Origin of the sequence: Natrarchaeobius versutus (assembly GCF_041205745.1) — an archaeon.
GTDB classification, from domain to species: Archaea; Halobacteriota; Halobacteria; order Halobacteriales; family Natrialbaceae; genus Natrarchaeobius; species Natrarchaeobius versutus.
The window spans coordinates 477,233-492,133 of the sequence record NZ_JBGFCC010000002.1; the positions used below are offsets into that span (position 1 = coordinate 477,233).

General features: G+C 54.2%; 10 protein-coding genes and 2 pseudogenes. All 12 read left to right on the forward strand.

What is annotated here, in order from left to right; translation table 11 throughout:
- The first annotated feature begins 619 nt into the window (after positions 1–619).
- A complete protein-coding gene (locus AB7C87_RS07525; RefSeq protein WP_369728815.1) occupies positions 620–4,378 on the forward strand; it encodes a VWA domain-containing protein in 3,759 nt (1,252 codons plus the stop codon).
- 14 nt (positions 4,379–4,392) lie between these two features.
- The gene (locus AB7C87_RS07530) at positions 4,393–5,025 is read left to right on the forward strand and encodes a hypothetical protein (RefSeq protein WP_369728816.1); all 633 of its coding nucleotides are present in this window, start codon (positions 4,393–4,395) and stop codon (positions 5,023–5,025) included.
- 244 nt (positions 5,026–5,269) lie between these two features.
- Entirely contained in the window at positions 5,270–5,980 is a 711-nt protein-coding gene (locus AB7C87_RS07535; protein ID WP_369728817.1) for a hypothetical protein, read from the forward strand.
- A complete protein-coding gene (locus tag AB7C87_RS07540) occupies positions 5,977–6,522 on the forward strand; it encodes a hypothetical protein (RefSeq protein ID WP_369728818.1) in 546 nt (181 codons plus the stop codon). The genes AB7C87_RS07535 and AB7C87_RS07540 overlap by 4 nt, the downstream gene beginning before the upstream one ends.
- A 403-nt stretch (positions 6,523–6,925) precedes the next feature.
- A complete protein-coding gene (locus AB7C87_RS07545) occupies positions 6,926–8,725 on the forward strand; it encodes a hypothetical protein (protein WP_369728819.1) in 1,800 nt (599 codons plus the stop codon).
- Position 8,726: 1 nt separating this feature from the next.
- On the forward strand, positions 8,727–9,230 hold the full coding sequence (locus AB7C87_RS07550; RefSeq protein WP_369728820.1) for a hypothetical protein: 504 nt from the start codon (positions 8,727–8,729) through the stop codon (positions 9,228–9,230).
- Positions 9,231–9,361: 131 nt separating this feature from the next.
- Positions 9,362–10,244, forward strand: a pseudogene (locus tag AB7C87_RS07555) (IS1595 family transposase).
- 28 nt (positions 10,245–10,272) lie between these two features.
- Positions 10,273–10,491, forward strand: a pseudogene (locus AB7C87_RS07560) (phosphoribosyl-AMP cyclohydrolase); the annotation flags it as partial.
- Between the two features lie 276 nt (positions 10,492–10,767).
- A complete protein-coding gene (locus AB7C87_RS07565; RefSeq protein ID WP_369728821.1) occupies positions 10,768–11,175 on the forward strand; it encodes a DUF7985 family protein in 408 nt (135 codons plus the stop codon).
- A 28-nt stretch (positions 11,176–11,203) separates the two neighbouring features.
- A complete protein-coding gene (locus AB7C87_RS07570; protein WP_369728822.1) occupies positions 11,204–12,937 on the forward strand; it encodes a DUF8186 domain-containing protein in 1,734 nt (577 codons plus the stop codon).
- Positions 12,934–13,773: a hypothetical protein gene (locus tag AB7C87_RS07575; protein ID WP_369728823.1), complete on the forward strand. Its 840-nt coding sequence runs from the start codon at positions 12,934–12,936 to the stop codon at positions 13,771–13,773. The genes AB7C87_RS07570 and AB7C87_RS07575 overlap by 4 nt, the downstream gene beginning before the upstream one ends.
- Positions 13,770–14,840 (forward strand): TrbL/VirB6 family protein, encoded by a 1,071-nt coding sequence (locus AB7C87_RS07580; protein WP_369728824.1) that lies wholly within the window; start codon positions 13,770–13,772, stop codon positions 14,838–14,840. Before AB7C87_RS07575 ends, AB7C87_RS07580 begins: the two co-directional genes overlap by 4 nt.
- The last annotated feature ends 61 nt before the right edge of the window (positions 14,841–14,901 follow it).

Consider the following 14,901-nt stretch of genomic DNA (forward strand, 5'->3'; position numbering starts at 1 on the left):
GACGCGCTCTGTAGCGACACCGATCGGCATCCGACGTACGACGAGCGACTGGACGGAATCGACGCAGTGATTGAGGGCGGCGTCTACGTCCGGGTCGATGGTAGTGTCTACGGTCCCTCCTCGAGACTGTAGATCATGGTTCGGTACCGATCGAACCCGAGATCACCACCGACCTCGGCCTGGTGAAGGGCGTGGTGAATCGCCATACGCCGTTGGATTTGCCTAGCTCACAGCACGCTTGATGTTGTAGACGACAGACATCGGCTTTAGTGAATCGCTAGACGGCGGCGACCGTCGGTGAGAAACTCCGTCGCTCGGGGTGTCAGACTGGGGCAAATTTAACTGTACGTCAAGGGGTTCGGCAGTGACGAAGCAGATGAGTGCTCTCACAGAGCCCTCAGAACACTAGATCCCGGAGCTATATGGCGATTCATCAGACCCACAGAATTTATCCTGAGCGCGTCAACGTCATTTTGACCTACCTCACCGCCCAGTAACGACCGATTTGTGAGTCGACTGACCACCTCGTCACGAACCGTTTCACGATTCCAGGTATATTTCATTAAGGTTATTATCGATAATAGAAAGTATTATAATCCCAACTTGATTTTCTCGAGCTATGAATATCCGACGGGAATCGGTATTAGCAATCGTTTTCTCAGTGTTACTCGTCACGTCGCTTGCGGCCCCCGTTCTCGGGGCCTCGGCGTCTAACTCCCCTGAGCCGGCTGACGGCGCCGCATCCGTCGCTGACGTTCAGCCGGAATTGCCTTCGATACAGAACGAAGAGCAAAACGAGTCCACAGTACCGGCCAATCAATCAGACTCGTCAAACGAGAGTGGTGATCAGTCGGAGCCACTCGAGGAATCGGCCGAGTCCGAGACAACCAACGAAACGGTCGAACAGACGGAAACGGCTACCGAATCGACCGGGTCGGAAACGGTCAACGAACCCGCTGAAGCGTCCGAAACGCCCGACGAACCCTCCGAACCGCCGGAGACGGCGAACGAATCCGGCGCGCCGAATCTCACCGACGAGTATCTCACGCCGGTCGAGCGATTGACGCTCGCTCGAGCGTCGATTTCGGATCTCGAGAACGCGAGTGATGGGGAACGGACCCATTTGAACGGTTCCGCGGCCCACCTGGACGACTCACTCGAGCACTACGAGCGGTACCGGGCGACGGATCGGCAGGCCTACGACCAGCAGGCGCGGGCGCTCCACGAACTCGCCCGGGCCGCCGACGAGGGCGACGAGGAGATGGCCGAGATCGGACGCGCGATTTCGACGGCGAGCAACGACAGCGCCCGCATCGCCGTCCACGAGACCGACGTCGCCCTCGAGACGTTCGAGGGCGAGATGAACGAGCACCGCCACGGCGAGGCCGAGCGGGCGCTCGGCGACGCCGAACGCGCCCTCGAGCGCGGTGATTCCGCGCTTGCAGAGGCCTCGACGTACTCGACCGGACGCGAGATCCGAACCCGGGCGGACGCCATCGACCACTACCGCGAGGCCGCCCACCACGCGGATCGCGCCCTCGAGACGGTCGAACGGGAGGTCGACCCCGAACTGGAGGCCGTCTCCAGCCAGCCCATCGAGGTGAACGAGACGGTCCACGTCCGGATCGACGCAGCGGTGGTAGCGCCCGACGCCGCGGCATTCGACGACGGCGACCTTGAGGCGAGCGTCGACGGCGGATCGGCCGCGGACGCCTCGCTTACGGCCGTCGGCTCGGGGACGACTTCCGCCGGCACCCTCGCCCTCGAGTTCGATCCCGAACGGACGGAGAACGTGACGGTCGAGGTGCGTGCGGTCTCTGCCGATGGCGAGGACGAACTCGGTGAGGACGTGACGGTCGATCTGCGTTCGGAGACCGTACGGACGATTCGCGACCCCGAGACGTCCTACACTGTCGAGGCCGGCGAGGAGTCGACCGGGGTGACAGTCGAGGCGACCGGCGACGGGCTGGGGCCCACCGATCTGTCGGTGGCGAACCAGACGCCCTCGAGCGAGGACGATTACCGCGCGGGGCCGATGGTCCGCATCGAGAACCGCTCGCCGATCGACGAGGCCGAGGTGACTATCCCGCTGGCCGACGGCGTCGACCCCGAGGACGGTAATCTCTCGATGTACACCTGGGATCCGACGAGTGAGGAGCCGTGGGTTCCCGTCGAGACCGAAATCGACCACGAGAACGGCACCGCCACCGCCGAAGTGGAGCACTTCTCGTTCTTCTCGGTGTTCTGGATCGGCGAATGGGAAGCGGCGACGAGCGACGGGATGGTGCTCGAGGAGCGCCATCTCGCGGGGAATGAAACCACTGGCGGTGACGACGAGGTTGATGGTGAGGTCGACATCGTGCTCGTCGTCGACGAGAGCGGCAGCATGAGTGGGTCGCCGATCCACTATGCGCGCGAGGCCGCAAAGCGATTTGTCGGGGCGCTTTCCGAAACCGAACAGGCAGGACTGGTCGGCTACGCTTCGAGTGCAAGTATCGATCGGTCACTGACGACGGATCACGATTCCCTGAACGCGAGTATCGAGACGCTGAGTGCAGGTGGGGGGACCCACACCGAGGCCGGATTGCGTGAGGGACTGGACGAACTCGAGCGCAATAGCTGGGAGAACCGGTCTTCGGTGATCATCTTGCTTTCGGACGGGAAGTCCAACAGCGGCTCGTACCCGCGTCGGGTCGCCGAAGATGCGGCCGATCGTGACGTCGAGATCAGTACGGTCGGTCTCGGGAGCAGTATCGACGAGAACGAACTGCAGGACATCGCGTCGATCACCGGCGGCGACTACTATCACGTCGAGACTGCCGCGGATCTGCCCGAGACGTTCGAACGCGTTGCAGCGAATCAGACCTCCGTCGCGCTTCGAGATACGAACGACGACGGCATCCCCGACGCCGTCGCCGAGATGGACCTTCGGATGCCTACCGGCTCCGGCGACGTCGTCGGTGAACCGGTAGACATTCATCCGACCGATCGCGACACCTCCAGTGACGGTCTCGAGGACCACGAGCAGGTCGAAATCGAGTACGAGGTTCACCAAGACGGTGACGAGTACGTCCTCAAGGCGGAGGTGACGGATGCGATCGCGATCCCAGGACGATCGGATACGGCGAACAACGGATTGTCGGACTACGAGGAGGTCGAAATCTGGGAGACTGATCCGCTGCTCGCGGACACGTCCGGTGACGGATTTATCGACTCTGTCGATCCCGATCCGCACACAAAACAGACGCCACCGAATGTCGAATATTCGGTTTCTGGTGCAGCCGGTGCAGGTGCAGTATTTGTGGAGGACGATCGTGAGATCGAGTCTGTTGAATTCCACGGGTATTACGATCCCTTCTATGGGAGTGGATATTGGGATAAAAGGGAACCAGTCGCTACCCACGAATCTGACAACTGGACACGGTACGGGTTCGTCATTCACGATCGATTGGTTACTCGACCTGATGAGCTCTACATCAACGTAACCGACACGGATGGATATACTGTCAGTTATCGTGCGGAGGCATCGTCAGCCTACAGCGGATTAGAAATCGCATCAGTCTCGGTTATCACACCAGGTGTAGATACACCGCCCCGACGCCCAAACCCAACTCCCCGGAAGGTTTTGCGTGGCACGGCGTCGAGAGCGGGTGTTTACTCGGTTGTGTTGTTCTCGTGGGGGCACACGTTTAAAGAGACAGCGAAGACGTACGATGATGGCTCGTTCGAAGAAGAAACCGAACTCGTAGTCCCAACCACAGGTATCGAAAAGGAGTTCCCAACATCCGATCATAGAATTGATTCTCCAGAGATTACGCTTCCCAGCGGGGTGAGTTACCCACACGAAAGCGAAGACGGCCACGAGCGCAAACACGGCTGGGAACAGATCGTCGAACTGCCGGGTGTCAACCAACCCGAAGATCTCGAGCAGATCATCGAGGCCCCGAACGCAGTCGACCAGGACGGTCGCTACGATCTGATTATTGGGGATAATCCAGGTGGACCGGGACAGATTATCCTGAGAGTCTACGAAGGATACCTCCTATTTGCCGGACAACTAATTGAGGATCCGACTGGTCATCATGTTGAAATTGATCGAAACGACGACCATATGATTGACCGTGAAGACCATCCGACATGGGATGAAACCGAACATGCCATAAGAAATCCGTCCCAGATATGGGAAAATGATGTTGGTCACGGTCTCGAAAGACATTATATCGTGCAAATCGATAATAAGTGGGTCGTTGTACGAGCATATTGGGAAGGATCAAAATGGATATTCAGTACAGCTGTAGAGTATGCGTCAAAAGGCACTGTTGAAGAATATATTGAGGATCGGAATTTAGACGAAAGAATCTATGGTGCCCCCCTTTAAAAGGTGTTCCCAGAATGATTGAACGGAAACACGCAGAGTACGCACGGGAACTACGACAGGAAGGAGACCTTTCCCTCGCTGGGGAACACTACACCTCCAGTGCGTATGGATACTTAATGAGATTTAGGAAGGTTGATCGAAACGAACCGGAAGCGTTGGCACCCCCTATGTTTGGGAAGTTCGCTACTAATTTGTTCCTTGGAGCTCTTTGCCACAGGATTGCTGGAGACCTAGAGCGAAGCAACAATCAGTGCAAAGTGGCAATTTTTCTAATCAAAGATATTCGTGACCACGTTCCGAGATTTTCCGGACGAAGTGGAATTCCCATGGGGCTCTGTCACGAGCTTATCGGCGACTTTCGGCTTCTCGGAGGTTTCGATTCACACGATATCCCCTATCAGGAGGCAAAGCAAGTGTATAGTAGAACTGATAACGATAGACAATGGTCCGCAGAACCTGAATTCGAAATACAGATGATGCTGTTTATTGATCTTGCAGAGAGCGTTGGTTTCGATTTCTCTGAGGAGGAAAAAGAAGAAATTCAGTATCTCTCATTGGAAAAACGAATACAGTACAAGCGAAATAATTTCTCATTAATTATTGATCAGGTGATCGAAGCCGGAAACTGGAAGTCTGATAGATTTTGACGGTGCTTCATCTGAAATTGGATCAATTATCTGTCTTTAGGTGAGTGAAAAACGAATCGATCAAAACGAGACGCAACTCGAGGTAACAGACGACGGGATCTCCGATACCGTCGCCGAAATGGACCTCAGACCGCAGCGGCGGTTACAAAAAACGCTCCGGAGCAGTCTTGGCAGGATCGGCCGGTAAGACGGGCCTCGCTATCGTCGTTGGTCGGGCTTCCTAGGCAGCGCCGGATACGCAGCGATGCAGGCGGAAACCTTCGAAGGTGAATCCCTCGAGACGTACGAGTACGTCACTCCGCCGACACAGACCGAAGAGACGCGGGATTCGCCCAACGAAATCGACACGCCAGAGATTACACTTCCCAGCGGCGCGAGTTTCCTACACAAAATCGAAGACAGTCACGAGCGCAAACACGGCTGGGAACAGATCGTCGAACTACCAGGTGTCAACCAACCCGAGGATCTCGAGCAGATTATCGAGGCCCCGAACGTAGTCGACCAGGACGGTCGCTACGATCTGATTATCGGGGATAATCCGGGTGGACCGGGACAGATTGCCCTGAGTGTTTATAAAGGAATACTCATCAGCGCGTCAATTGTTGAAACGTATCCCGATTCAGAATATGGAGATCATTCCGGTGAGAGAAGCGAAGATCGAACAGTCCTCAAAGAAGAGCAGTGGCGTCACATACAAAACGACCACGACGTCACAAGAGAGGAGATTCGAAGGACTATTGAAAATCCAGATGAGCTGTGGGTTGCCGAAAATGCCGATGGAATCGTGTGGTATATGTGGGTAAAAGTTATCGATGGGAAAGAAGTAGTTGTTAGAGGTGCATACGTCGACCAGTTGGGAGAAGTTCGGATCGGTACAAGTTTCAAACCTGAGAGAGGGTATGAATACGTACAAGATTGGATTCAGGGGACCGGTGCTAACCAAATCTATCCGTGACATCGAAATACGACCGCGCAAAACGACTCGAGAAAGAAGGGGAACTAGCCGCTGCAGCCGTTCTTTATACTGAAGACGGGTTCCAGAGACTGAACCGTACGAACTTCGAACCAAATACGACGTATCGGATAGGACTTGCCACACTAATCAAGGCGATTAGTATCGATGCACGTGTAGGAAACCGTCGACGAGCGGTAGCAGTTCGTGATTCCGTAATCGCATTATTAGACTTAGCTCTTGTCTCAGATCCCTCCTCGGACGATGTTCTCGAGGGGCTGTATCGCGAGTGGATAGGGGATTGTTATCTACTGACCCGTTCCGAACAGGCTGACCAACAGTATATGGACGCACTCGCGATCTATTCTGAAAGATCGCGAGAGGAATTCCTGTCGTGGAGTATGGAACAGGAGTTCGATTACGTGCTGTGGGCGGTTCAGTCGTTTTTAGATTACAAGGGCGTATCTGACGAACAACTTCCATCGCTGGATTTTGAGAATCGGATCGAACAAAAGAGACAGTACGTAACGGAGATGTGTGATTGATTGGCTTTGGTGAATCTCCAGACAGCGTCGAGCTGATCCGTTACAACTAGGGAGTTGAAGCGGGGAATGGCGGATGGTTATATCCAAAATTTCCCGTTCACTGGGAAAGTGGTGGCGTTAGCAAAAGGGCGTTTACGCCGACAGCGAATATGTTCCTAACTGCGTCTACGAAATTTCCTGATACTGTTTTTGATTATCGTCTCTCGTATAGGTTTAGTCGCGATCGGCCTCGGCAAACACACTGACGTCCGATACGTCCGGTGACGGGCTGACCGACGCGGAGGAACGCGCGCTCAAGACGGACCCCGAACGCGGGGACACGACTGGCGACGGCGTCTCGGACGTCGAGGCGCTCGAGGACCCTGCAGAGGATCCGACGGTCTACTCGACGTCCGGGCCGTCGGTGTACCTGCTCGACGGCCATGCGGAGTGGACGTGGGGCGATCCGACGAGTGTGAGCGAACCGGCCGGCTACCAGTACACGTTCGACCTGCTGGTCTACGACGACGAGGGCGTTTCCCACGTCGAACTGAGACAGTCCGGCGTCAGGGAGTTCGACGAGCCGTATCCGGACGAACCGCGGGAGGTCGACGAGACGGTCGAGTTTTACGGTGGAGGCGAGGAGATGCTCTCGCTCTTCCGAGGGTCCCAGACCACGGTAACGGCCGAGAACGCGCTGGGTGACGGTCACACGGAGGTGGTCGATAGCCGCCACTCGGTCGTCGGCCGCACCGCAGGTTCCGCATTATACAGCTCTCAACGGGGGCTCGGACAGTGGTCGGGAGTCGGTCACGGCCTCGCGGAACTGCCGGATTTCGCCCGGCTGCTGTACGGTGAACCGATCGAGACGCTACTGGCCCTCACCAAATTCCTCATCGAGGTCATGGACGCCCAGCCCGCCACGATTCAGGAGGACGGCGAGTTCGACCCGGACGACATCGATCCCGACGAGGTCGAATTCCCAGGTGTGGTCGTCGATGACGACCTCGAGGAGGGTCATCACGGTGACTTCGAGGCCCCACTCTGGTGGGACCTCGCCAAAGCGATGGGTGCGGATATTCACCGCACGCAGGATCGGGACAACCCACACGAGTCGCCGGCCGAGTCGGCGACCGAGACGATCGCACACTGCAACCAGGAGTACTACGACCCCGATCAGCTGTCGTCGGAGTACTGTCTGTTCGCCGCCGGCTGGTACGAGGGCTACAGCGCGTTCATCGTCGCTGAACTCGCCCTCGGGAGCAAAGGCACGACCAAGGTCGCTGACGGTGCCTCGAACGCGAACGACCTTCGACGTGTCCTCGACGAAACCGAAGACGTTGCGGATACTGCCGCGGTTCGGAACCTCGAGAATCCGAACTCGAAGACCGGGAAGATCAACTATCGGGCTCAAATTGACAGCGGAGAACCGAACATCGATGGGCCAGCCGTTCAACGGCATCTCCGCGAGGATCACGGACTCGAGACTGCGGGTAGCCAATACCACGCCATCGGACAGATCGAGGATCTCCGTCATCTCGAGGATCTCTCCTCGAGTGAGCAGGCTGCACTTGCGGCACGGCTCTCGAAGAGCCAGGATCCGAGTGCAACTCGAGCGTTCGTCAGCGAGCTAGACGACGTTGACGACGTTCGGTATCTCCTCGAGGAGACGGATGTCGCGACGACGAATCGACTAGTCGACTGGCACGCTAATCCGAGCGCGTCTCGGAATATCGATCCCGATCTCGAGGCAAATGATCTCGTTTACGTCTCAAGCCAAAGTGATGTTTCTGAGATAAAGGTGATTGTCAAGGGTGAAGATGGGAGTGCGAATCAAGTAGTTCGATGGCTCGAAGAAGGCGATTCAAGCTTTGGCCGTGTTCACATTAGCGAACGCCATATTACCGGAAATTCGATTGCTGACGACGATATCACCTCGTTATTTCCTGTCGGCAAATCAGTTGAAGGGCGAGAACTGCCGAATACACTTACAGCGAAGCAAGTAGAAGACCTCGTGTACGATACAATCAAGCATGGAAAGCACTCGGGTGGTAGTGGGAATCGACAGGAGTACATGTTGCAGCCAATAAACGAAGGGCATCCAGATTCAGGCATCTCTCAGATGAGAGTAGTAGTGAAAGAAAATGGTGCAGTGAAAACAGCGTTTCCTGAAGAAGGATCTGCCGTTGCGAAATGGCATCCCGATCACGGTTGGCTTCAATAACATGGACAAGTTCAAGATCGATATTGACTACGGGGACGAGTTCCGTACGTCCGTCACCGATGGGAGTGCGGATCCATATACGGGTATCAGGATAGTCGCCAATGATACCTACCTCTACGGTACTACCGATCGATGGCCGAAAAACTGGGTCGTATATATTGTGAACAGTCTATTGGAGGCATGTTCACAACTAGTGGATAACGACAAGGTAGTCATCACCAATCACAATGGCCCGTCATATTTCGTGCTGGAACCGGAAGGACACTCTAAAATTCGGGTGACGAACGTACTACAGTATGACGGTATTGATGACCCGAGTCAGCGACTTCCTGAAGCGGAGAGCGACGTTGTCAAAACGAGTTCCATCATTGACGAGAGCATTCGAACCGGCGAGGAGTTGTTAGAGCAAATTACGGACTGCAACCCTGAATTAACGGATGACAGCGATATTGAGTTATTACGCACGAATCTTGAGGATGCGCGATTGGCGGCAAAACAAATCTGACAACGACGATCACAATCGGATCTAATTTCCATTTTTCGTAGCGCTCTTCTGTAGGAGATTGTTGATACCGCTCAGCTGTGGCTGTTGAATCAAAGAGGACAAGGACACCGCGTCAGCGGTGTCCGATACGTATGATTCCGCTCGATGTGTTTGGGTCGGACGGTCGCAGCGGACCTGCTCCAACAGGTTCGCTGGCGTAACGGAGTTTCCTGTCCCCGCTGCCGTTCTGACCTGACGGTCAAGAACGGCAGTTATGGGCTCTTTCAGCTCTATCTCTGTAAGAATTGCGACCGTACGTTCAACGACAAGACCGGCACGATCTTCGCCCATTCGAAGGTCGCGCTCAGGAAGTGGCTGTTCTCGATTTACGCGTTTCTCCGGTTTAACACGAGTCTTCGCCAACTTCAACTCGAAATCGACGTCCAGTACAAAACGATCTACCAGCGCGTCGAGCGCTTCACGAAGGCGCTCGACGCGCCTTCGCTTGACCTCGTCGGTCCCGTCGAAATCGACGAAGTCTACGTTTCTGCAGGGCTGAAAGGCCGCGAGCGCGACCGACCGTCGCGCTCGCGTGGCCTGTCTACGCGTGGGCGAGGATCGTACGAACAGGATAAACCGCCGGTATTCACGATCGTCGATCGCGGCACCGGCAATCGGTACGTGATCCCTGCGAAACCCGCCGATAAATCGACGATTCGGCTCCTTCTCGCAAACCGCGAGAAGGAGCCGCTGACGATTTATACTGACGGATTTCGTGCCTACGATCCACTCAATGAGGACGACGCATTCGACCGCGAATACGTCGTCCACGTCGATGGCGAATATTCGGACGACGACGTTCATGTCAATACCTGCGAGAGCCACGGATCGCTGCTGCGGCCGTGGCTCTCGCCTCATCGAGGCATCTCAAAAGATAAGCTCACACAGTATCTCCGAGCGTTCCAACTTCGGCGAAAACTATTGCGAAAACCCGGGAGAAAAGCGCTCAAACACGCTATCAAAGCTACGCTGTGAAATCAACAAAGTGCTACACAAGAGCGATTCTCGAAGTCGGGATGAACTCTGGCAAAAAGGCGGCTCAAGCGGTCACGTACAACGGGTGCATGAAATTCGCGTTGACTGTGATGGTGATACTCTTCTCTATCGTGTTGATCAACAGGGTGGTGCGTGTCATACTGGTTACCAGTCGTGTTTCTATCGAACAATTGAGGGTGAGATAGACGGAGACGAAGTATTTGATCCAGATGAGGTGTACGGCTGACATCCTATCCCGAGGGTGTCTTGGAAGAATGGAGTTGGTTGTTGACACATCTGGCTCATTCATAATAGCCTACACCCAACAACCAATTCCATTAACACTCTCTATTGGAAACTACTAATATAAATAACTGGATAGAGAATGATTTATCACAACTCGTCTGCAAATCATTTTATAGCCTGTATGAATGAATAGAAAACTCCCACAAATCGGGCATTAGTACCGTCATAGAACGACGTTACAACCGAATTCGTAGACGCCTATCCAACACAGTCAAAAATGTCAAAGGATACATCCACTTCAGAAGAATCATCAAATATAGAATATCGGGTCCGCCGGATAGTCCTTCAAGTAGTAGTTATCATCACTGTTCTCAGTATTATTGCCGTCCAACCGGCACTTGCTGATGATGTCCTCTGCGACACTGAACAGCTACCTGAATTGGTTTCGGGCTTCTTCCAGATTACCACGACACTCGGTATCGTCGGATTGGTTGTCGTCTGGCAGGCAGATTCGCTCATGGAGATGTTCACGGCGTCTCCAGAGCAAAAGCGAGGACTAAAGCAACACAAACGGTCGGCCTTGAAATCCGCAGTAATTTTGTTGACACTTGGGCCGCTCTATACCGTTGCGGCCTCAATTATGGGGCTTCCGCTCGGTGATTGTATCAATCTCGTTCCGTGGTGACAACCATTCAGTAGATCACACAAAACCAATGCAGCAGTTCCTCCTCATCAGTGTATTGCTCTGCCTCGGCGGAGTCATCCTGAGTACAGGGATTGTGAGTGCTAATCAGCCTTCGCCCCTGGAGACAGAGACGAATGAACTTGATGACAACGAGACAGCGACGCTCTGGTCAAAATCACCGAATGAGTGCCCCACCGATGAAGAGTACTACGAGCAATTTGGGGAACACCGGACTGCTATCGAGGGATTGAGCGACTGTACGGATATCAGCTTTGCAGAACCACCGGAGACTGCTAGCATCTGGACGCAATCCGATTTCGAGTCGCTTTCTCCTGGCCCTGCATCCACAGCAGTCTACCCAGACCATGCGACGACCGCTGATGGGCGGTGGATATCGGATGCGCATGCAACGGTCTTTGCAATCCAGCCAAGTACGATCGTACACCAGGATTCCGATGAAACACCGGTATATGTCGCTCCACAAGGCGATCTCTACGGCTTCATCGATTACCGGGTTGACGTCCCTGAGGGCGAATCGACGGACACTCGGACTGTGTCTTGGTCTCTTGTCGAGCACGAGATTAGTGACACTCGAGTGAAACAGGACGAAACCCTCATTCACAACACATCAGATGAGCACACTCCACAACTCGAGTATGAACTCAATGGGAGTGGTTCGACGACGCTCACACTCGAAGCGGATATCGAAGTCGAACTCGAGCGCACAGTCACTCGACAAAACGGCTCTACAACGGACACACTGACCGAGAACCTCACGGTTTCGGATCAGCACGAGCTCGAGATCTACAATCTCACGGCGTCAATCTACCACGCAGCGTATCCTGATGGTGATAACGGCGTCGCAATTTATCAGTCCCAACCGTGGCACGGATACGAATTAACGGAGGACGGTGATGCGGTTGTTCGAGGTGTCTGGCGGTATTATACCGCACGGGACACGAACTGGGACACCCTCATCCAGGCGTCGACAACAGAGTCAGAACGGCAAAACTCGACAGCAGTACCGGTATACGTTCGTGCGTTTCCGTCCGAAACAGGTCCCCGTGCAGACCCCATCCGGGATGGACCGGATATTGAGGAGGTGTGGGGGTCAGACAGTCCCTCACCGAATCAAACGATTCACGAACATGTCGAGGTAGATGTTGTCGATGAGCCGTACGTTCGCTCGTACGGCGTTGCAGTACGTCACGACGACATTGATCGCGATCATCTCGAAGTTCAGGGAATCGTTCGTGGCGAAACCGCTGAACTGGTCGAGCCAGCGAGTGGGTCCGAACGCCAGATTCGAGCGAGTAATCTCTCTGTGGAGATTCTCGAGCAAAACGAGTCAGCGGCAACGATAGCAATCGAACTTCGAGATGCTGAAACTGGTACGCCGATCGAGCTCCAAAACCGGTTTGAAGACCACCGTCGGTTTGCTCCGATCGGTACGCAGGTCCGAGATGGGTACATCTCTGTTGGCGAAACACGAGTCGAGACGAATAGTTCCGGAATTGCGACTGTAACACTCACACAACCCGGTGCGTATTCAGTAGCGTATCACCCCGGAACGTGGCGGACACACGACCCTGCGTACGTTGGTGATGTTGAGCGAGTTTCGTGGCATCCCTTAGCGACCGCGAATGGATGGTTCACCCTTCTGGTCCAGGTTTTCTGGCTTTCACTCCCTTTTGTGGCGGCTCTGTATGCCGGTCTGAAACTCGGATCGTTCCTTCACATTCCTGACGGACACAATTCATGACACAACGTACCATCACAGACCGACGCACCGTCCTCACTGGAATCGCAACCGGGACAGCTGCTGTTACGTGTGGCTGCCTCAGCGGGAGTGAAATCACCGGATCCGAAACCGGTGACAGTATTCCCGGTACGAACGATGTCTTTGAGGACATCTTCGTCGATGGAACGGAGCTTGTCCTCGAATTCAGTGACGGCTCATCGACCGATCACGTGAACGTGATCGATCCAAGTGGAGAGCTGTTTGCCGAACAGCCAATTACTGCCGGTGTTGATCGTACACGGGTTGAAATTGGACTTGAGTACGACCCAGGTGAGTATGACGTCGTTGCGCTCGATGACGATGAGGAACAGACAACTCAGTCAATCGTAATTGAGCCGGATGTCCGTATCAGAGATCTCCGGCTTGCTCGGAATCATCCTGAAGCGATGTTCGAAGGGGCGAGTGATATCGATATTCGAACTGAAACGATAGTTCGCCTCGAAAATGTTGGTTCAGGCCCAGACCAAGCAACTCGTCTGGCCTTTTCTGGTGATGTTCCACGGCCCACTCCAGATGAATACGAAATGAGTGGTATCTATGATACGGACAGCGATATTCGTCGAGAATCTGAGGCTGTTGAACTTCCTCCTGGAGAGGGTTTGACAGTCTATAGCCAACTTATGCCTTTTTCTGAATCAGGGCAGAATGTCTCTTGCTCTCCTGATACTGTGGAAGGTACGGTCGAAGTAACTCTCGAGACTGCTGTTCAAGATAATCTCATTCTCGAAGAATATTCGGTATCATTCACTGGTGAGAGCCTGAGCGAATGTGAAATCAAAATCGAAGACCAACCATGAGTTCCCTTACAGAATTCGGACGTCAATGGTTCGAAGATATTATTGAAACGACAACGGAGTGGTTCCAAGATGGACTTGTTGAAGGGTATCATGATATCACAGAAACGGTGTTTGGAACCCCTGTACCAGAAACAACCGGAAACTTCGTCTTTGGAACTCCATCAAATGATCCGTGGGTTGACCTTCACGATACACTTGTCACTGGCGAGATTATGCTACTTTCGTTGCTTCTTTTGGTAATGTTTGTTCAGGGGCGTCATACTCTTCGCATTTTTAACTTTGGAAGTGTCTATGAGGCTCGCCAGGCTCAGCGGTCCGCATGGACGGGGGCCTTTTTTATTGTGACGTGGTACTGGATTGCAGTTCTTATTGTATACCTCGTTGATGGGTTCACAATCGCGTTAGTTCCTGATATTGACGCTCTCAGAGAGGCGCTGATAGCCTTCCTCCAAGTGACTATCTCAAATCATGCTTTGGCACTGTTGATGGCCGCTGTTGGTGGAATTTCGATGTGGTGTCTACAGGCGCTGTTCTTCATCCGAGAAATTCTTCTGTATATCTACCTGTATTCAATGCCGATTATTATCGCAGTCGCGTACGGGTACCTGCCAGTTATCTCCCGCGTTGCAAGGCGAATCGCCGTTAAATTCGTTCCACTGGTAATCATGCCACTTCCGGTTGCGATCCTGTTCCGTGGATATGATCTTCTCTTTGGAACTGGTGCAGAATCGTCGCTTGCACCGGAGAGCAATTTCTTGAGTTATCTTGTTGGTGCCTCACTCCCGGTATTTTCGCTTCTATTGATCTGGAAGCTTTTCGCGTATGCGAGCCCGCTAACAACGAAAGTCATCGGTGGGGCCACGAAGGGAGCGGCAACGGTTGGCGCAACGATTGGTGCTGCATATGTTGCTGGTCCGCTTGCTGCGATGACTGCCTCCCGATGGGGGCCAAAAGCGGCGGCGTGGCAAGTTGCTAGTCAACGGATGCGCGGTCAATCGAAGACAGACACGAGCCAGTCAGGTAGGTCACACTCGAGTTCTGGAGGAAGCAGTGGAACAAGTACATGACAACGTCGTCTCGGACGCCTACGGTCAACGAGGCGTTCCACAGTATCGACGTACCGAAAAC

Bases quoted from the DNA above. Each gene is read 5' to 3' on its own strand.
- AB7C87_RS07525 (WP_369728815.1), top strand. From the start codon at position 620: ATGAATATCCGACGGGAATCGGTATTAGCAATCGTTTTCTCAGTGTTA.
- AB7C87_RS07530 (WP_369728816.1), top strand. From the start codon at position 4,393: ATGATTGAACGGAAACACGCAGAGTACGCACGGGAACTACGACAGGAA.
- AB7C87_RS07535 (WP_369728817.1), top strand. From the start codon at position 5,270: ATGCAGGCGGAAACCTTCGAAGGTGAATCCCTCGAGACGTACGAGTAC.
- AB7C87_RS07550 (WP_369728820.1), top strand. From the start codon at position 8,727: ATGGACAAGTTCAAGATCGATATTGACTACGGGGACGAGTTCCGTACG.
- AB7C87_RS07565 (WP_369728821.1), top strand. From the start codon at position 10,768: ATGTCAAAGGATACATCCACTTCAGAAGAATCATCAAATATAGAATAT.
- AB7C87_RS07570 (WP_369728822.1), top strand. From the start codon at position 11,204: ATGCAGCAGTTCCTCCTCATCAGTGTATTGCTCTGCCTCGGCGGAGTC.
- AB7C87_RS07575 (WP_369728823.1), top strand. From the start codon at position 12,934: ATGACACAACGTACCATCACAGACCGACGCACCGTCCTCACTGGAATC.
- AB7C87_RS07580 (WP_369728824.1), top strand. From the start codon at position 13,770: ATGAGTTCCCTTACAGAATTCGGACGTCAATGGTTCGAAGATATTATT.